The sequence below is a fragment of the Mesorhizobium sp. BH1-1-5 genome, from assembly GCF_020165615.1.
GTDB lineage: Bacteria > Pseudomonadota > Alphaproteobacteria > Rhizobiales > Rhizobiaceae > Mesorhizobium.
Window position 1 is genome coordinate 55,815 of record NZ_JAIUIM010000029.1, and the last position, 18,719, is coordinate 74,533.

Consider the following 18,719-nt stretch of genomic DNA (forward strand, 5'->3'; position numbering starts at 1 on the left):
CGGTCAAGACGGCCTCACGCAACCTTGAATGCCGCAGCGCAACATGACCGATCTGTAAGCTGACAGCGCAGCGCCGGCAGGACTACTGTCGCGCCAATCGACGAGGTCGATCCCAACCTCCAACCATCCTGAAACGGCTAGATATTCTGGCCCGCAGATGGACGGCACCATGAGCATTTCATCAACACGACAACCCGTTCGCAACCGGCCGAAGCGCTCTCGCAGCATCGTGCTTTTGGCCGCGCTCATCCTGCTTGGCGGCGGCTATGGCCTGTGGCGCAACCATGCCCAGGCAAAGGCAGCGGCGACCGCTGCGTCGGCGCAGCCCGCGCCCAAGGTCCCGGTCACCGTCGCCACCGTGCGGAAGGCCGATTTCCCCCTTTACCTCTACGGGCTCGGCACGGTGACGCCGTTGAACAGCGTCAGCATCTCCAGCCGTGTCGCCGGCGTCGTCGACCAGGTTCCGGTCGACCAGGGGCAGATGGTCAAGCAGGGCGACCTGCTCGCCGAGATCGACCCTCGCCCCTATCAGGCGGTGCTCGATCAGGCGAAAGCCAAGCAGGCTGAGGACGAAGCGACATTGAAGAACGCGCAAGTCGTGCTCAATCGCCTTTCCACGCTGCTCAAAAAGACCTTCGAAACCCAGCAGGACGTCGATAATCAGCAGGCGGTGGTCACGACCACTGCCGCAACGATAGAGGGCGACAAGGCCGCCATTGAGGCGGCGCAACTCAATCTCGATTTCACCAGGATCATCGCGCCGCTGGCCGGCAAGACGAGCTTCCGCACCATCGATCCGGGCAACATCGTGCAGGCCGGCCAGAGTCCCGGGCTTTTCACGGTCGTGCAGCTTCAGCCCATCTACGTGTCGTTCACGCAGCCGCAGGACGAAGTCGCAACCATCAACAAGGTGTTCGCGGCCGGCGCCGTGCCGATCGACACGCTTGGCGCGGACATGAAGACCGTGCTGGCCAGCGGCAAGCTGGAAGCGGTCCAGAACCAGGTCGATCAGGCCTCCGGCACAATTTCGCTCAAGGCGACATTCGCGAACCAGGACAATGCATTGTGGCCGGGTCTTTCCGTCAGCACGCGCATACGCATCGGCACGATGTCCGGCGCGATCGTGGTGCCGGACGAAGCCGTCCAGCATGGTCCTGACGGGCTCTTCACCTATGTCGTCGGCGACGACGGCAAGGTCCATCGGCAGACCGTCAAGACAGGCCCTTCGGACGGCGGCGAGACGGTCGTCACCGACGGCTTGAATCCTGGGCAGCGGGTGGTGGTTGCCGGTCAATACCGGGTGGTCGATGGCGCAAGCGTCGACGCCACCACGGCTTCCGCCGCCGGACAGACGCAAGGCAATTCCGGAGGTGCAAGCTGATGGCTGCGATCGGTGTTTCCACGCCTTTCATCCGCTACCCGGTCGCCACCTCGCTGTTGATGATCGGCGTGTTGTTCGTCGGCGTGGTCGCTTATCTCAACCTGCCGGTCGCACCGATGCCCAACGTCGACTTCCCGACGATCCAGGTGTCCACCAGCCTGCCGGGCGCCGACCCGATCACCATAGCGTCGTCGGTGACCCAGCCGCTCGAGACGCAGTTCGCGCAGATCCCCGGCATCGCCGAGATGACGTCGAGCAGCCTGTCCGGTTCCAGCCAGATCACCCTGCAATTCGCTCTCGACGTCGACATCGCCGCGGCCGCCGGGCTGGTGCAGTCGGCCATCAATGCCGCCGGCGGGCAATTGCCAAAGAACCTGCCCAATCCCCCGACCTACAGGGAGGTCAATCCGACGGATTCGCCGATCATGCTGATCGGCGCGAGCTCGACCGACCTGCCGCTGACGACGCTGAGCGACGACGTCTACACCAAGCTTGCGCAGGTGATCAGCCATGTCGACGGCGTCGGCCAGGTCCTGGTCGGCGGCCAGCAGACGCCGTCGATCCGCGTCCAGCTCGATCCGGCCAAATTAGCGGCAAGGGGCCTGTCGCTGGAGGCGGTACGCACGCCGCTCTCGATCGGCACCGTGGACCTGCCCAAGGGCAACATTCAGGGCGAAGTGCGCTCCTTCACCATCTTCTCCAACGACCAGATGACCGCCGCCGACGACTGGAACAACGCCATCATCGCCTATCGCGACGGTGCGCCGGTGCGGGTCAAGGATGTCGGCCGGGCGGTGCTCGACGCGCAGGACTACACCCAGGCCGGCTGGGCCGACACGACGCGCGGCGTCGTGCTTGTCATCTTCAAGGAGCCGGGCGCCAACATCATCGATACGGTCGACAAGATCAAGGGCGAGCTGCCGATGCTGACCGCCTCGATGCCGGCGTCGCTGAAGCTGCAGGTGCTTTCCGACCGTACTCAGACCATACGCGCTTCGGTGGCGGACGTGCAGTTCACGCTGCTGCTAACCATCGGGCTGGTCGTGATGGTGATCTTCCTGTTTCTGCGCAATGTCTGGGCAACGGCCATCCCCGCCTTCACCGTGCCGCTGGCACTGCTTGGCGCCTGCGGCCTGATGTGGTCCGCCGGCTATTCGATCGACAATCTGTCGCTGATGGCCTTGACGATTTCCATCGGCTTCGTCGTCGACGACGCCATCGTCATGCTGGAAAACATCGTCCGCTACATCGAGCACGGCGAGAAGCCGATGCAGGCCGCGATCCGCGGCGCTAGCGAGATCGGCTTCACCATCATGTCGATCTCGATTTCGCTGGTGGCGGTGCTGATCCCGCTGCTCCTGATGAGCGGCATCATCGGCCGCCTGTTCAAGGAGTTCGCCGTGACGCTGGCGATGACAATCCTGGTCTCGGCCTGCGTTTCGCTGACCCTGACCCCGATGCTCGCCTCGCGCTTCATCAAACCGGCGGCCGAGGAGCATCACGGCAGGCTCTACCGCTGGAGCGAAAGCGTCTTCGATGGCATGCTGCGCGCCTATGAGCGCGGCCTCGACCGGGCGCTCAGGCATCGCTTCATCACGCTTCTGGCGTTCCTGACCTGCGTCGGGCTGACCGGCTATTTCTTCACCCTCGTCCCGAGCGGGTTCTTCCCGCAGCAGGACACCGGTCTGATCTTCGGCCAGGTGATCGCCGGCCAGGATGTCTCCACCGGCCAGATGCAGTCCTACATGGCGCAGTTCGCCGGGATCGTCTCCAAGGATCCGGCGGTGGCGCATTTCGCGGCATCGACGGGCGGCAATGGCAACACGCAGAACACCGGCCGCATGTTCATCCAGCTGAAGCCGCGCGACGAGCGCGACGCTTCGGCCGACCAGATCATCCGTCGGCTGCAGCCGAAGCTGTCGGCCGTCCAGGGCGCGCGCCTGTTCATGCAGGCTTCGCAGGACGTGCGCGTCGGCGGCAAGCTCTCCGCCTCCCAATATCAATATGTGCTGGAAAGCAGCGATCTGGACTCGCTGGATGGCTGGGCACCCAAGCTGTTGACGGCTTTGCAGCGCCTGCGCGAATTGCGGGACGTCTCGACCGACCAGATGAGTTCCGGCACGACGCTCACATTGCAGGTCGACCGCGACCAGGCGGCCCGCTATGGCCTGACGGCGAACGACGTCGACAACACGCTCAACGACGCCTTCGGCCAGCGGCAGATCGCGCAGTATTTCACCCAGCTTTCAACCTATGATGTGATCCTGGAAGTGCTGCCGTCGCTACGCGGCAACCTGAAAGCGCTCGACCAGATCTATCTGACGACGTCGAGCGGTTCGCAGGTGCCGCTTTCGGCCATCGCCAAGTGGACGACCAAGCCGGTGCAGCCCTTGGTCATCAACCATGAAGGCCAGTTCCCGTCGGTGACGATCAGCTTCAACCTGGCGCCCGGCGTGGCGCTCGGCCAAGCCACTGCCGCGATCGACCGGGCCGCCACTCAGATGGGGTTGCCTGCGACCATCCAGGCCAATTACACCGGAACGGCACAGGCCTTCCAGCAGTCGCTGTCATCGGTGCCGGTGCTCATCCTCGGCGCCTTGGTCGTGGTCTATTTGATCCTCGGCATCCTCTACGAAAGCTACATCCACCCGCTGACCATTCTGTCCACCCTGCCCTCGGCCGGGCTTGGCGCGCTCGGCACGCTGCTGGTCTTCCACATGGAGTTCAACCTGATCGGCCTGATCGGCGTCATCCTGCTCATCGGCATCGTGAAGAAGAACGGCATCATGATGGTCGACTTCGCCATCGCGGCCGAACGGGACCAGCATCTGAGTTCCCTGGAATCGATCCGCCAGGCCTGCCTGCTCAGGTTCCGGCCCATCATGATGACCACCATGGTCTCGATGCTCGGCGCACTGCCGCTGATGCTGGAGAACGGCACCGGGGCGGAGATCCGCCAGCCGCTCGGCTACACGATGTTCGGCGGACTGCTCGTCAGCCAGGCGCTGACGCTCTTCACCACGCCGGTGATCTATCTCTACCTCGACGGTCTTTCGCATTGGCTGAGCTCGTTCCGCGGACACGGAGAAGGCCATGACGAGCCGGAGCTCCCGCTGGACGAGGTCAGCCTTGCCCGACGCAAGCTGGCGGCCGAGTAGCTGCCGAGGCGGCGGGCACTCCGTTCTAAAAGCCAGGATTCTTTCGTAAGCCATTGATCATGATGGCGGTTATCTGGCTGAATTGCCGCCGGAATTCTGTCGGCATCCGCCGTACGGTCGTTGTTCCCAAGCGCTACAACGAGGCCGTTGACAAGCGAATGCTTGAATAATAAGTTCGGTTATAGAACGAATTAATCCGAGGGCCGCCGTGAGCGATCTGCCGCGTATTTCCCGACAGTTCTCGCAACGCTCCGTCATAGAGGCGATCGTCCAGGGCGGCCCCATATCGCGGGCCTCGATCTCCAAGCTCACCGGCCTCTCGAAGCAGACGATCTCGGAAATCGTGCGCGGCCTCGAGCAGGAAGGCTGGGTGCAGGAGACCGGACGCACCAGCGGCCATGTCGGACGCACCGCCGTCACTTACGAGCTCGTCCATGACGCCGCCTACATCATTGCCGTTGACCTCGGCGGCACCAAGGTGCGGGTCGCGCTGACCGATCTTGCCTGCCAGATCTTCGCCGAAGCGGCGACCCCGACCGACCCCCGTGGCGGGCAGTTCGTGGTCGACCAGATTGCCGCACTCGCTTTCCAAGCGGCGACCAAGCAGCGCATCCCACGCAAGAAGATCCGTCTTGCCGTCATCGGCGCGCCGGGTGCGCCGGACCCCGCGACCGGCCGCATCCTGCTTGCGCCGAATATCGCCGGCTTCGACGCCATGAATGTGCTCGATGCGTTTGAGAAGGCGCTCGGCGTCGCGGTGATGATCGAGAACGACGTCAATCTCGCCGTGCTCGGCGAGAATTGGCTGGGTCAGGGCCAGGGCATCGACAATCTCGCCTATATCGCGCTTGGCACCGGCGTCGGCAGCGGCCTGATGCTGGGCGGCCATCTGGTACGCGGCGCCACTCATGCGGCAGGGGAGATCGGTTTCATGCCGATCGGCGCCGATCCGTTCGCGGCGGAATCGCTGCGCACCGGCGCATTCGAGCGGGCGGTGGCGACGCACGCGATGACGGAGCGCTACAAGTCGCATACCGGCAAACAAATCGACGTTCCGGCGATCTTCGAGAAGGCGGCGGAGGGCGACAAGAACGCAATCGCCGTGCTCGATCAGACCGCCCGTTATCTGGCGCAGGGCATCGCGGCGATCGCAGCGGTCGCGAACCCAGAAAAAGTCATTCTGGGCGGCTCGATCGGCCTGAGACCCGAGATCCTGTCGCGCGTACAAAATCTAATGCCGCACTGCTTCCCCTACCCTGTTACCGTCGAGGCCAGCGAGTTGGGTGCGCGCGCCGCGCTCATCGGCGCCGCCGCGATCGGCCTCGGCCAGTTGCACAACACGCTGTTCGGCGTCGACGCACCCGACGGCCGCATTTCGTTGCCGCCGGCCCAGGCCGCCGCTTTGAAGGAGGTCGCGCTGTGACCAGCGATATCGTCACCCGTTTGCAGGCGGCCCTTGATAGGGATCAGGCGTTGGCGCTGTTCCGCGGCGCCATCGGTCGCGAAAGCATCACCGGCAACGAGGCGAATTTCGTCGACTTCCTCGAAGCTAAAATGCGCGAGCTGGGACTGGGCGGCCTGAGCCGTGCGGATTTCCTGCCCGGCAGGCCGAACATCTGGGGCGAGCGCAAGGGTGCCGGCAATGGTAAGCGCCTGCTCTTCATCGGCCATACCGACACTGTTCATGTCGACGGCTGGAGCGAGCATTGGGCCGGCACCGAGCGCGAGGACCCGTTCGGTGCGCCCATAATCGACGGGGCGGTCTGGGGCCGCGGCTCGGGCGATCTCAAGGCGGGCATCACCGCTTCGCTGGCGGCGCTCGCGCTGCTCGACAAGGCCGGCATCCGCCTCAAGGGCGACGTCGCCTTCGCCTTTGTCGGCGATGAGGAAAGCGGCCAGCCCGGCACCGGCGTCTCCGCCGGCATCCAGCATTTCGTCAGCCGCATCGAAACCGGCGAGGTCGCGGCGCCCGATTTCACGGTCTATGTCGAGCCGACGCGGCTTGCCGTCTACGCCGCGCAGATCGGCTTCTTCATCACCGACATCACGATTACCGGCAAGTCGGCCTATTTCGGCGTGCCCGAGCTTGGCAAGGACGCGCTACGCGCCGCTCATGCCGCCATGACGGCGCTATGGAAGCACTCGGATGACGTGGCGGCCCGCGCCGAGCACAAGCTCATCGGGCGCGGCTTCCTTTTGATCACCGGCCTTACCGGCGGCGGCTATATCGCCGTGCCGGAACGGTGCACGCTGTCGCTGATCCGCAAGCTCCTGCCGGGCGAGGACCTCGACACGGCGGCCGCCGAGATCGAGGCCGCGGTGCGCGGCGCCATCACCGACCCCGAGATCACCGTGGAGTTCGCCTATCCGTCCGGGCGCGACCACAGGCTGGGCGGCACCGCCGCCGAGATCGACGAGACGCGCGCCGAGGTCGCCATGCTTTCGCAATCGATGGCGGGTGCCATGGGCGGGCGCGGCGTGATCGAGGGCGCGCCCTTCTGGTCGGAATCGTCCTTCTTCGTCAACCGGCTCGGCATTCCCGCCATCTATTGCGCCCCGGGCGACATCCGCAACTGCCACACTTTCGAGGAGCACGTCGATGTCGAGGAATACCTCGCCGGCATCGTCGGCTTCGCAGCCTTCATGGCCCGCTACTGCGGCGTGGCCGACTGAACCACCAACGCAGCAAAAATGGGAGAACTAAGATGCTGATGAAGAAACTGCTTGCCGCCGCCTTTGCCGGTGGATTGATGCTTGCCGCCTACCCGGCCTTTGCGCAGACGGTCGGCCCGCAGGGCGAAGCCGCCACGCCGAGCGCCGGCCTGAAGCTGAGCGACGCCGACATCGCCGCGCTCAAGGACAAGGGCTACAAGGCGGCTCTGCTCTGGCACACCTCGTCCGACTTCACCAACGCGGTGACCGCGGGCGCCACCGACGAGTTCGCCCGCGCCGGCATCTCGATCGCGGTCAAGACCGACGCGCAGTTCGACGCCGCCCGCCAGCGCAGCGACATCGAGACCGCGCTCGCCGCCAAGCCAAACGTCATCCTGGCGCTGCCGCTCGACCCTGTCACCTCCGCCGAAGCCTTCCGCCAGGCGGTCAAGGACGGCGTCAAGCTGGTGTTCCTGTCCAACCTGCCCAAGGACTACAAGCAAGGCACCGACTACGCCTCGATCGTCACCGACGATCTCTACCAGATGGGCAAGCAGGCGGCCGACGCGATGGCCAAGGCCATCGGCGGCAAGGGCAAGGTCGGCTATATCTTCCACGACGCCAATTACTACGTCACCAACCAGCGCGATCAGTCCTTCAAGAAGACCATCGAAAAGGACTATCCCGACATCAAGATCGTCGCCGAGCAGGGCATCTCCGATCCGGCCCGGGCCGAGGAACTGGCCAATGCCATGCTGCTGCAGCATCCCGATCTCGACGGCATCTACGTGACCTGGGCCGAGCCGGCCGACGGCGTGCTCTCGGCGCTGCGTGGTGCCGGCAACACCCACACCAAGATCGTCACGCTCGACCTTGCCGAGCCGGTCGCGCTCGACATGGTCAAGGGCGGCAATGTCGCGGCGCTCGTCGCCGACAAGGCCTATGAGCTCGGCCGCGCCATGGCCGCCTCCGGCATGAAGTCGCTGCTTGCCCAGCAGACGCCCGCCTTCGTCGTCGCGCCGGCGCTGACCGTGACCAAGGAGAATGTCTCCCAGGGCTGGAAGGATTCGCTCAACCGCGACGCGCCGCAGTCGGTGCTCGACGCGGCGAAGTGAAGCCGACGCTCCGGCCCGGCTGCCGGGCCGGAGCTTTCTTCCTGAACAAGAAGGGGAACCGACATGCGCAAAGCACTGAGCACCATGACCGTAGTGGCGAGCCTGTTCGCCGCTCACGCCTTCGCCGCCGAAGGTGTCACCACCGGCCCTAACGGCGAGAAGCCGGTTCCGGCGGCCTCGCTGACGCTGACGGCGGCGCAGGAGCAGCAGATCAAGGACGGCAAGTTCACCGCGGCCCTCGTCTGGCACGAGATGAGCGAGTACACCAACGCCGTCAACGCCGGCGCGCGCGACGAGTTCAAGCGTCTCGGCATCGAGGTGGTGGCGCAGACCGACGCCGGCTTCGACGCCGCGCGCCAGAAGGCGGATGTCGAGACGGTGATGGCCAAGAAGCCCTCGATCATCCTGTCGCTTCCGGTCGATCCGGCGACCGCGGCCTCCGTCTACGATCCGGCTCGCCAGGCCGGCGTGAAGCTCGGCTTCGTCGACAATTGCCCGGCCGGATACAAGCAGGGTACCGATTACGTCACCATCGTTTCCGACGACCTCTTCCAGATGGGCAACAAGGCCGGCATCGCCATGGCCGAGGCGCTCGGCAAGAAGGGCAAGGTCGGCTACATCTTCCACGACGCCGATTTCTACGTCACCAACCAGCGCGACGGCGCCTTCAAGAAGACCATCGAGCAGGACTATCCCGACATGAAGATCGCCGCCGAGGCCGGCATGGCCGACCCGGCGCGCTCAGAGGATATCGCGCAGGCGATGATCACCCAGCATCCGGACCTCGACGGCATCTATGTCACTTGGGCCGAGCCGGCTCTCAGCGTGCTCTCCGCGCTGCGCGCCGCCGGCAACACGCACACCAAGATCGTCACGCTCGACCTCAACGAACCGGCCGCGCTCGACATGGTCAAAGGCGGCAACGTCGCGGCTCTTGTCGCCGACGAGGCCTACTCGATCGGCGTGACGCTGGCGCGTGCCTCCGCAGGCTCGCTGGTCGGCCTGAAGGCGGAGCCTTTCTACGCCGTCGATTCCATCGCCGTCACCAAGGAGACGGTGAAGGAAGGCTGGAAGAAGTCGCTCAACAGGGATGTGCCCGCGACCATCGCGGACGCCATCAAGTAGACGGCGTGGCAGGCTGCGAAGCACCCACTATCGGAGATCGAACATGACCAGCGCCAACACCGATACCGAGGTGGGCAGCTTCGCCAGCCGCTTCAATCTGCAGCAATATGTCGTCTATCTCGGCTTCCTGGCGATCTTCCTGTTCTTCGCCTTCATGCTGAGGGACAACGGCTTCCTCACCGTCCGCAACCTCTCCAACATCGTGCTGCAGACGGCGCCGGTGACGATCATGGCGATCGGCCTGGTCTTCGTCATGTCGGCCGGCGAGATCGACCTTTCGATCGGCTCGATCGTGGCGGTGGCAGCGCTCGCCGCCGCCGTCACCATCGCCTCCTATGGCATGGCCGCGGGCATCGTCGTCGGCCTGGGCGCCGGTATCCTGATCGGCCTCATCAATGGCGCGCTGGTTGCCTACGTGAAACTGCCGTCCTTCCTGGTGACGCTGGCGACGATGGGCCTGTTCGCCGGCGTCTCGCGCTCGATGACCGATCTGCGTTCGATCTCGGTCACCAACGAGACCTTCACCGGTTTCTTCGGCTCGGGCTCGCTGCTTAGCGTGCCGTCGCTGATCTGGTGGACGGTCATTGCCATCGCCATCGGCCACCTCGTCTACCGTGAGACGCGTTTCGGCGCGCATGTGCTGGCGACCGGCGACAATGCCCGCGCCGCCAGCGTCTCGGGCATCAGCGTTCCCAAGATCCGGCTCGCCGTGCTTACCATCAGCGGCGGGCTTGCGGGGCTTGCCGGACTGCTCTACGCAGGCCGCCTGCAGGCGGCGAAATACACGCTTGGCGAAACGGATCTGATGACGGTCATCGCCGCCGTCATCGTCGGCGGCACGCTGCTCAATGGCGGCAAGGGCTCGATCATCGGCGCTCTGGTCGGCTCGCTGATGATGGGCATGCTGAACAACGGGCTGATCCTGATGGGCCTTTCGGTCTCCGACCAGATGATCGTGCGCGGCCTGATCATCCTGACCGCCGTCGCCGTGTCGCTGCGCGACAAATCCCGCTGAAGGAATTCTTCCATGTTTCTCGACGTTCTGCGCCGCCGCAACCCCGCCTTCATTGAAGCGGCGATCGGCCTTCATCAGCAGGGCAAGCTGCCGGCCAACGCCTATGTGCTCGATCTCGACACGGTCGAGCGCAATGCGGCGATCTTGAAGCGGGAAGCCGACCGGCTCGGCCTGAAGATCTTCGCCATGACCAAGCAGGTCGGCCGCTCGAGCTCGTTCTGCAAGGCGGTGATGCGCGGCGGCATCGAACGCGCGGTCGCCGTCGACATGGCCTGCGCGCGCGCCACGCATAAGGCCGGTATGAAGCTCGGCCATCTCGGCCATCTGCAGCAGATTGCGAAATTCGAAGCGGATGCGGCGGCAAGGACGTTCAAGCCGGACTATTGGACAGTCTTCAACGACATCAAGGCCGAGGAAGCCGGCAAGGGCGCCAAGGCTGCCGGCTATGTCCAGGACCTGCTCGCCCGCATCGCGGCCGAAGGCGACATTTTCTACCGTGGCCATGAAGGCGGCTTCGACGCCGGCGAGGTCGTCGCCGTCGCCGACCGGCTCGATGTCGTTCCCGGCGGCCGCTTTGCCGGCATCACCACCTTCCCTGCCCTGCTCTTCGACCATGCCGCGCGAAAAGTGTTGCCGACGCCCAATCTGGCGACACTGGGCAAGGCCGCCGAGGCGCTCGCCAAGGCCGGCCGCAGGGAGATCGAAATCAACGCGCCGGGCACCACGTCGAGCGTCATGCTGGCCGCGCTGGCGGAAGCCGGCGCCACGCAATGCGAACCCGGCAACGGCCTGCATGGCACCACGGCGCTGCATGTCATGGAAGACCTGCCGGAATTGCCCGCCGTGCTCTACCTCACCGAGGTCTCGCATCTTTCGGGCGGCAAGGCCTACTGCTTCGGCGGCGGCTTCTATATCGACCCGATCTTCCCGGACTACGACGTCAAGGCGATCGTCTCGGCCGAGCCGACAGCGGCCGCGACGGCGCTCAGAAGCGTCGAGGTGCCACCGCCTTCGGCGATCGACTACTACGCCATGATCGATGCCTCCGGCGCCAGCGCGCCGAAGTCCGGCGACAGCGCCGTCTTCGGTTTCCGCGGCCAGGCCTTCGTAACCCGAGCCTATGTCGTCGGCGTCTCTGGCATCTCGAAGGGCAAGCCAGTGGTCGAGACGATCGAGAACGGCTTCGGCGAGCCCTATGCCTGGCCTGTCTAGAGCATGATCCCGAACCGAAGGACCGCGTCAGCGAAAAGTGGGAACCGGTTTTCGGACAAGATCATGCTCCAACGAAGGAGAATGCGATGAACGCGCCCATCCTGCAGCTTCAGGACATTCGCAAGAATTTCGGCGGCATCACCGCTATCGAGAATTTCTCGCTCGAGGTTTTCCCGGGCGAGATCGTGGCACTCGTCGGCGACAACGGCGCCGGCAAGTCGACGCTGGTCAAGATCGTCTCGGGCGTGCATCCGCCTTCCTCCGGCACGATCGCCATCGAGGGCAGGCCGGTGATGATGTCGAACGCCACCATGGGCCGCGCGCATGGCATCGAGGTGGTCTATCAGGACCTCGCGCTGGCCGACCAGCAGACGGTCTACATGAACATGTTCCTCGGCCGCGAGCCGCTGAACCGCTTCGGCCTGCTCGACCGTCGCCGCATGATCGCCGAGACGGAAAAGCTGGTAAAGGAGCTCGACGTGCGCATTCCGTCCGCGCACGCCACCATCCGCGACCTCTCCGGCGGCCAGCGGCAGGGCGTCGCGATCGCCAGGGCGACGCATTGGGCAAGCAAGCTGATCCTGCTCGACGAGCCGACGGCCGCGCTCGGCGTTGCCGAGACGGCGAAAGTGGAAGAAATCGTTCTGTCGCTGAAGCAGCGCAATGTCGGCATCCTGATCATCAGCCACAGCCTCGATCAGGTGTTCAAGCTGTCCGACCGCATCTGCGTCCTGAGGCGCGGCAAGCAGATCGGCGTGCGCGAGACGAAGAAGACCGACAAGAACGAGATCATCGCCATGATCACGGGCTTGCAGCAGCAATAGTTGGCTGGCGATTGCCGGCCTAGGCGACGAGATCGCTGCTGGGTGTTTGTGCGGCCGGGACGAAGTTGGCCTCCAGCCAGGCGATCGCGCCGGCTACATCTTCGATGGCGAAACGCGCCGCCGTCTCGCCTTGCGGCTTGACGCGGATCGATATCCCACCCGCGGCATTGACCGTGTCGAATCCGTTCTCATCGGACGTGTCGTCGCCAAGGAACACCGGACGCCTGCCGGTGAACGGATCGAGCTGCATGAAACGCCGGATCGCGGCGCCCTTGGCGGCTTCGAGCGGCATCAGTTCGACGCCGGCATTGCCGGCGATCACGCGGTAGCCCTGCGGCAAGCGCGCGAGCGCTGCTTCGACCAACTCCGTCGCCCGCGCCAGAAGCTGCGGCGCGGCTCTCGTGTGGATGGCGAGCACCGGCCCCTTGCGCTCGACATAGACGGCCTTGCTCGCCAGCTCCAGTTCGATCTCGTCGGCAAGCGCCGCCATATCCGCCGGCTCGTCGGCGGCTTCGATCCGCCCATCCGGTAGAAGCCTGTGCTCCAGCCCGTAGAGGCCGGCGATCCGCAGCTTCAACGGGTCGAACAGATGGTCGACGGCCGCGATCGAACGGCCGGTGATGAAGGCGAGAGCGCCGTCGAGCCGCCGCTCGATCCTTTGCAGGAGAACGCGCAACTCCTCGCTGACCGAGACGGCGTCGGGATGCGCCGCGTGCTCCAGCAAGGTCCCGTCGATGTCGAGGAAAAGCGCCCACCGTCCCGCGGGAAGCGGTGGGGTAAGGTCTACCTGACTGTTCATCTAAATCCCACTGCCTGTTTGCGTTCGAACATGGAGACGACATTGTCGCCGGTGGGGCCTGCCGGCCGGTCGTATAAGGCGGTGACCCGGTCGAGGTCGCCGCGCTTTCTCAGCCGCGCCGCGTCGAGCAACATGCTGCCGGCCCAGCGATAGACATTGTTGTCGCGCACGATGTCGCGCATGCGCCGCATGCGCTCATGCTGCTCGTCCGGCCCCATGGTCAGCGCCTGCAGCATCGCCTCGCTCATCATCGCCGCGTCGTAAGGATTGATGATCAGCGCCTCCAGCAGCTCGCGCGAGGCGCCGGCGAAGGTGCTGAGCAAAAGCACGCCCTGCTCGTCGTCACGCGACGCGACGAACTCCTTGGCGACGAGGTTCATGCCGTCATGCAGGCTGGTGACCAGGCAGATGTCGGCGGCGCGATAGAGTTCATAGACCGCCGCTTGCGAATGATGCTCGGCCACCATGACGACCGGCCGGTAGGAGTCGCTGCCATAGCGCTGATTGATCTCCTCGGCACAGCGCAGGCATTCCTCATGCAGATGCTTGTAGGCCGGCAGCGTGCCGCGGCTCGGCGCCGCGATCTGCAGGAACACGACATTGCCCACCATTTCGGGATGGCGAATGAACAACTCCTCCAGCGCGTGGAAGCGATCGAGGATACCCTTGGTGTAGTCGAGACGCTCGACGCCGACGCACAGCTTGGCGCCGGCTGGAATCCTGAACCGCTTGCGAACGCGCACCCGGCATTCCTCGACGCTGGGCAGGGCTTTCAGGAGATCGACTGGCCATTCGATCGATATCGGATAGGAATGCACCAGCGTCACCTGGCCGCCGTAGGAAATGGCGGCATCGGCACGCTCGATGCGGCTTTCCATGAAGCGGTCGACGCTCTCGGTGAAGTTGTTGGCGTGGAACTGGGTGTGGAAGCCCACGATCGAGCTGCCGAGCAGGCCGTCGAGGATGCGCTCGCGCCACGGACAGATGCTGAACACCTCAGAATTCGGCCAGGGGATGTGCCAGAAGGTGATCACGATCGCCTCGGGCAGACGCTCGCGGATCATGCGCGGCAAAAGCGCGAAGTGATAGTCCTGGACGAGCACGATCGGCCGCTCGTTGCGAGCCTCGGCAACCACGGTGTCAGCGAATTTGCGGTTGACGGCTTCATAGGCCTCCCAGTCCGACTCGCGAAAGATCGGCCGCGTGAAGGCGATATGGCAGAGCGGCCACAGGCCTTCATTGGCGAATCCGAGATAATAACCTTGATACTCGTCGTCACTGAGCCAGACCCGGCGCAGCGTGTAGGAGGGATGCCCAGGCGGCACTTGCACGCGGTCGTTTCCGTCGACCACCGTCCGGTCGGCGGTGCCGCCGCCATAGGCGATCCAAGTGCCGGCGCAGGCGCGTGTGATCGGCTCCAGCGCCGAGACCAGTCCGCTCGCTGGCACGACAAGCTCGACGCCGCCATCCGTCTCGTTATGAATATAGGGCTCGCGATTGGAGACGACGATCACCTGCGCTTCCGGCAGCTCGTCGGCGAGGATCTTGCGCAGCGTGTCCGGCGACCATGTCACAAGAGCCGCGTCGACCGACTGCCCGTTCTTCTCGAATTCGCGCAGCACCTTTCGCGCCGCCTCGGCGGCAAAGTCGTCCCCGGAACCCGGCATGGCCGATGCCCTCGGGTGATTGCGACGGTACCGGGATATCGAAATGAAAATCGCTAGTGCGGAAAGTCCGAGGCTTGCGAGAATAAGGACCAATAACAGGTCGACGCCATATTGTGTCATTGAAATGCCAGGTTGCCTCCGGCCGTCCGTTCATTGTTTTCGTTCTTGCCGGCCGCAGACGGGCAAGCCGGGTTAGGTTGGGAACGCGCAAACCGGCGATCAGTTCCGACATTTTTCGATTGTTGAACGCAGGGTTGCAGCGCTTTGTTTACGTGCGCACAATGAGCGGCACCTGTCCCTCATGCCGGTCCGACAGGAAGGCGGCGACGCGGTCGCCAACCCGTTGGAAGGTAAGATCGATCGCCCTATCGCCGACCGTGAGATGCCTGATGGTGAGGGTATCGATGCCGATTGGCAGCCTCGGTCGCGTGACGTGCAATTCGCCCTCCCAGCCATCGATCTCCAGGCCAAGGCACGCCTGCATCAGCATGAAGGTGGAGCCGGCCGACCAGGCCTGTGGCAGGCAGGCGACGGGATAGGCGATCGGCGCCTCGCCGGGCGCCCGGGCGAAGCCGCAGAACAGCTCCGGCAGCCGCATGTTGAAATGCACAGCCGACTCGAAAGTGCCACTCATCAGCCGCACCACGCTGTCGCGCTCGCCGTAGCGTGCGAGGCCGACGCCGCATAGCGCCGTATCATGTGGCCAGATCGAGCCGTTATGGTAGGACATCGGGTTGAAAAACACCGCATCGTCGGCGAGCGTCCTCAGCCCCCAACCGGAATGGAAGGAGGCCGACAGCAACTGGTCGGCGACCAGGTTGGCGCGCTCGGGCTGCGGCAACCCGACGAAAAGCAGATGCCCCGCATTCGATGTGCGCACCTTGCAGGGCTGGCCCTCGCCATCGATGGCCAAGGCGTAGAAATTCATGTCGTCCAGCCAGAAGTCGCGTTCCACGGCGACCCGCATTTCCTCGGCGCGGCCCTCCCAATGCTCGGCATCCGCGAATTCGCCGCGGCGGCGTGCGAGCGCCGCCATGCCGCGGAAGGCGGCAAAGACATAGCCCTGCACCTCGACCAGCGCGATCGGTCCCTTGGGGATACGGCCGTCGGCATGGAAGACCGAATCGAAGCTGTCCTTCCAGCCCTGGTTGGCAAGGCCCGACTCGGCGGCACGCTGGTAAGTGACGAAACCGGTGGCGCGGCTCGCCTCCTCCGTCCATTCGGCGGCGGCTTTCAGCGAAGGCCAGAGCTTGTCGATGAAGGCCATGTCGCCGGTGCGGTCGGCATAGGCGGAAGCCAGATGGATATAGAGCGGCGTGGTGTCGACGCCACCATAGTAGCGCCCGAAGGGAAGCTCGCGCAGCGCCGCCATCTCGCCCTTGCGCGTCTCATGCATGATCTTGCCGGGCTGGGAATCCCAAAAAGGCGACGTTTCGGTCGCCTGGTGCTCGGCCAGAAAAGCAAGCACCCCGCGCGCCAGGCCGGGATTGAGCCAAAGCATCTGCAGGCTCGAGATCACGCCGTCGCGGCCGAATGCCGTCGAGAACCACGGGATGCCGGCATAGGGATAGGGTCCCGTCGGAAGCTCCGTGGTTAGCAGCGCCACATCGGCGCGGGCGCGCTCGACCCAATCGTTGAAGACGCGGCCCGAGCTGTGCACCGTGGCGCCATGCCTGCGCTTGGCGCGCATGCCGAAGCGGGCGCGTGCCGCCGCGGCGCGGAAACGGTCGCGATCGGGCGGATCGGCGACCTCGGGACCAACCTCGATATAGAGCACTTTTTGACTGCGCTTGGTCACCGCGATGAGGAAATCGGCGCGATTGTCGCTCAACTGGTCGGGCGCCTGCGAAAAGGAGATTGCGGAAAGCCTCGGCAGACCGTCGAGGCCGTCATAGCCGAGCAGCACGGAGGTCTTGTCGGTCTTGGCGACATGCGTCGTGCCGCGCTTCACCCGCGTCGAGCCGCGCACCTCGAACATGTCGCGAAAGTCGGCGGAAAAATGCAGCGAGGCGGTGATGGTCGAATGCTCGCGGCTGTAGTTGGAAAGTGTGATCCGCTCAAACAGCCTGTCCTGCCAGATGAGCCTGACGCGTTCGATGTGGATTGCACCCTGCGGGATATCGCGGCCTGCGGCACTCTGGATCGGCAGGTTGGTGAGGTTGGACGTGAACAGCACATTGTCCTGGCTGAGCGAAGCGCCGAGCAGCGACATCTGCCTGCCGCCGATGGTCAGCCGGAATTCGGAAAGCACGCGGGTGTCGTCGCGGAAGAAGCCGTCACCCGATCCTCTGATGTCGCCATAGGCGTCGGCGACAGCGAAGCAGTCGCCCTGCTTGAGGGCAAAAAGCCGGTGCGGTTCCCGCGGCGCCGTTTCGTCGAGCGTGGAAAGCGCCACGGCGGGATCGAGCTTGCGCTCGTCGAGCTCCGTCATTCGTCACCTCTTCGTTTGCCCCGCCCTGGAGGATGATGCCGAAAAGTGTGAAGCGGTTTTCGGACAACATCATGCTCTATCTCGTAGATTAGCGCTATGAAGGTCAGGAGGCCTTGACCTCCGGCATGCCGGTCAGACGCATATAGGCAGCAAGATAGTCGCGTGCCATTCTTGTCGCCGAGAACCTCTTCTCGAAGACAGCCCTCACCTGCCGCCGATCCAGATCGAGAAGCGCGGGCATCGACGCGACCGCACCGTCCACGCTGTCCACGACGAAGCCGGTGACGCCATTGTCGACGATCTCCGGCAGAGCGCCCTGGTCCCAGGCAATCACCGGCGTGCCGCAGGCCATGGCCTCGATCGCGACGAGGCCGAACGGCTCCGGCCAGTCGATGGGGAACAAAAGGCCCGCCGCATTGCCGAGAAACCCGGCCTTCTCGTCTTCCGTGATCTCGCCGACATAGTCGATGCGGTCGCCGTCGATGAGCGCCTCGATGTTGTCGCGGAAATAGGCGCGGTCATCGTCGCCGATCTTGGCCGCCAGCTTCAGCTTCAACCCGGACCGTCGCGCGATCTCGATGGCGCGGTCCGGCCGCTTGTCGCGCGACAGGCGGCCGAGGAAGGCGAGATAAGGCTCCTCCGACTGCGGCTGATAGGTCGGCCGGTAGGTATCGAGCGGCAGTCCGTGATGGATAGTGGCGAGCCAGTTCGCATCCGGCAGGCCGCGCTTCTGGCTGTGCGAAATCGAAATCATCGGGAAACGCGGGAAGCGTTTGTAGGCCGGTGCCAGGTCGACATAGTCGAGCCGGCCATGCGGCGTCGTCACCGTCCGCCCCGCGATCTCTGCGAAGAACGGAAAATGCAGGAAGTGGCTGAGATGGAAATGGATGACGTCGAACTCCCCGGCGCGCTCGCGCACATCGGCAAGCATCGCCAGATGCGCGGCGATCTCCGATTTCTTCGGCCGCGGGTCCAGGCGGATCGCCTGGTCGCGGCCGGCCACCAGCCTGGCCGACGTCTCGCTGTCACCGCTCGCGAACAGCGTCACGTCGTGCCCGAGCTCGATCAGTGCTTGCGTGATGTAGAAGACGATCCGCTCCGTGCCGCCATAAAGCTTCGGCGGCACGGATTCATAGAGCGGCGCGACATGGGCTATGCGCATCGGATCCCTCGGCTGTTGACGCGAGGCAAAATGCGTCAGCCGCGAGATCGTTCCTGACCAATTGGTCGCGGACACAATTGAGATCCGCTCGAGAGCTTTCAACCTCGCCGCGTTATAAGATGGTGGCGAGCGCAAAATAATTAAATCAACTTGATTTTCTAAAGCGGCTATCTACAGT

Annotated in this window: 13 protein-coding genes; 9 read left to right on the forward strand and 4 right to left on the reverse strand. The window is 64.5% G+C overall.

What is annotated here, in order from left to right:
* Nucleotides 1-169 precede the first annotated feature (169 nt).
* The 9 genes from LB572_RS28810 to LB572_RS28850 all read left to right on the forward strand — a co-directional run bounded on the left by LB572_RS28810 (nt 170) and on the right by LB572_RS28850 (nt 12,482).
* Complete coding sequence (locus LB572_RS28810) at nt 170-1,381, forward strand: efflux RND transporter periplasmic adaptor subunit (RefSeq protein ID WP_140802547.1); 1,212 nt, start codon at nt 170-172, stop codon at nt 1,379-1,381.
* Complete coding sequence (locus LB572_RS28815) at nt 1,381-4,539, forward strand: efflux RND transporter permease subunit (protein ID WP_224670140.1); 3,159 nt, start codon at nt 1,381-1,383, stop codon at nt 4,537-4,539. Before LB572_RS28810 ends, LB572_RS28815 begins: the two co-directional genes overlap by 1 nt.
* Nucleotides 4,540-4,747: 208 nt before the next feature.
* Nucleotides 4,748-5,962, forward strand: coding sequence for an ROK family transcriptional regulator (locus LB572_RS28820; protein WP_224670141.1), 1,215 nt, complete (start codon nt 4,748-4,750; stop codon nt 5,960-5,962).
* Nucleotides 5,959-7,212 carry a M20 family metallopeptidase gene (locus LB572_RS28825; protein ID WP_224670142.1) on the forward strand — a complete coding sequence of 418 codons (1,254 nt, stop codon included), beginning with the start codon at nt 5,959-5,961 and terminating at the stop codon, nt 7,210-7,212. The genes LB572_RS28820 and LB572_RS28825 overlap by 4 nt, the downstream gene beginning before the upstream one ends.
* Nucleotides 7,213-7,244: 32 nt before the next feature.
* A complete protein-coding gene (locus tag LB572_RS28830) occupies nt 7,245-8,306 on the forward strand; it encodes a substrate-binding domain-containing protein (protein WP_224670143.1) in 1,062 nt (353 codons plus the stop codon).
* 63 nt (nt 8,307-8,369) lie between these two features.
* Entirely contained in the window at nt 8,370-9,431 is a 1,062-nt protein-coding gene (locus LB572_RS28835) for a substrate-binding domain-containing protein (RefSeq protein WP_224670144.1), read from the forward strand.
* A 43-nt stretch (nt 9,432-9,474) separates the two neighbouring features.
* On the forward strand, nt 9,475-10,446 hold the full coding sequence (locus LB572_RS28840; protein WP_224670145.1) for an ABC transporter permease: 972 nt from the start codon (nt 9,475-9,477) through the stop codon (nt 10,444-10,446).
* A 12-nt stretch (nt 10,447-10,458) separates the two neighbouring features.
* Complete coding sequence (locus LB572_RS28845; protein WP_224670146.1) at nt 10,459-11,658, forward strand: alanine racemase; 1,200 nt, start codon at nt 10,459-10,461, stop codon at nt 11,656-11,658.
* An 86-nt stretch (nt 11,659-11,744) separates the two neighbouring features.
* The gene (locus tag LB572_RS28850; protein ID WP_224670147.1) at nt 11,745-12,482 is read left to right on the forward strand and encodes an ATP-binding cassette domain-containing protein; all 738 of its coding nucleotides are present in this window, start codon (nt 11,745-11,747) and stop codon (nt 12,480-12,482) included.
* 19 nt (nt 12,483-12,501) lie between these two features.
* Here the strand turns inward: LB572_RS28850 and otsB are convergent, their stop codons facing one another.
* The 4 genes from otsB to LB572_RS28870 all read right to left on the reverse strand — a co-directional run bounded on the left by otsB (nt 12,502) and on the right by LB572_RS28870 (nt 18,541).
* The gene (gene otsB / locus LB572_RS28855) at nt 12,502-13,281 is read right to left on the reverse strand and encodes a trehalose-phosphatase (RefSeq protein ID WP_140802556.1); all 780 of its coding nucleotides are present in this window, start codon (nt 13,279-13,281) and stop codon (nt 12,502-12,504) included.
* Complete coding sequence (locus LB572_RS28860; protein WP_140802557.1) at nt 13,278-15,068, reverse strand: alpha,alpha-trehalose-phosphate synthase (UDP-forming); 1,791 nt, start codon at nt 15,066-15,068, stop codon at nt 13,278-13,280. The genes otsB and LB572_RS28860 overlap by 4 nt, the downstream gene beginning before the upstream one ends.
* A 148-nt stretch (nt 15,069-15,216) precedes the next feature.
* Complete coding sequence (locus LB572_RS28865; protein ID WP_224670148.1) at nt 15,217-17,379, reverse strand: amylo-alpha-1,6-glucosidase; 2,163 nt, start codon at nt 17,377-17,379, stop codon at nt 15,217-15,219.
* 103 nt (nt 17,380-17,482) lie between these two features.
* Complete coding sequence (locus tag LB572_RS28870; RefSeq protein WP_224670149.1) at nt 17,483-18,541, reverse strand: glycosyltransferase family 4 protein; 1,059 nt, start codon at nt 18,539-18,541, stop codon at nt 17,483-17,485.
* Nucleotides 18,542-18,719: the final 178 nt, after the last annotated feature.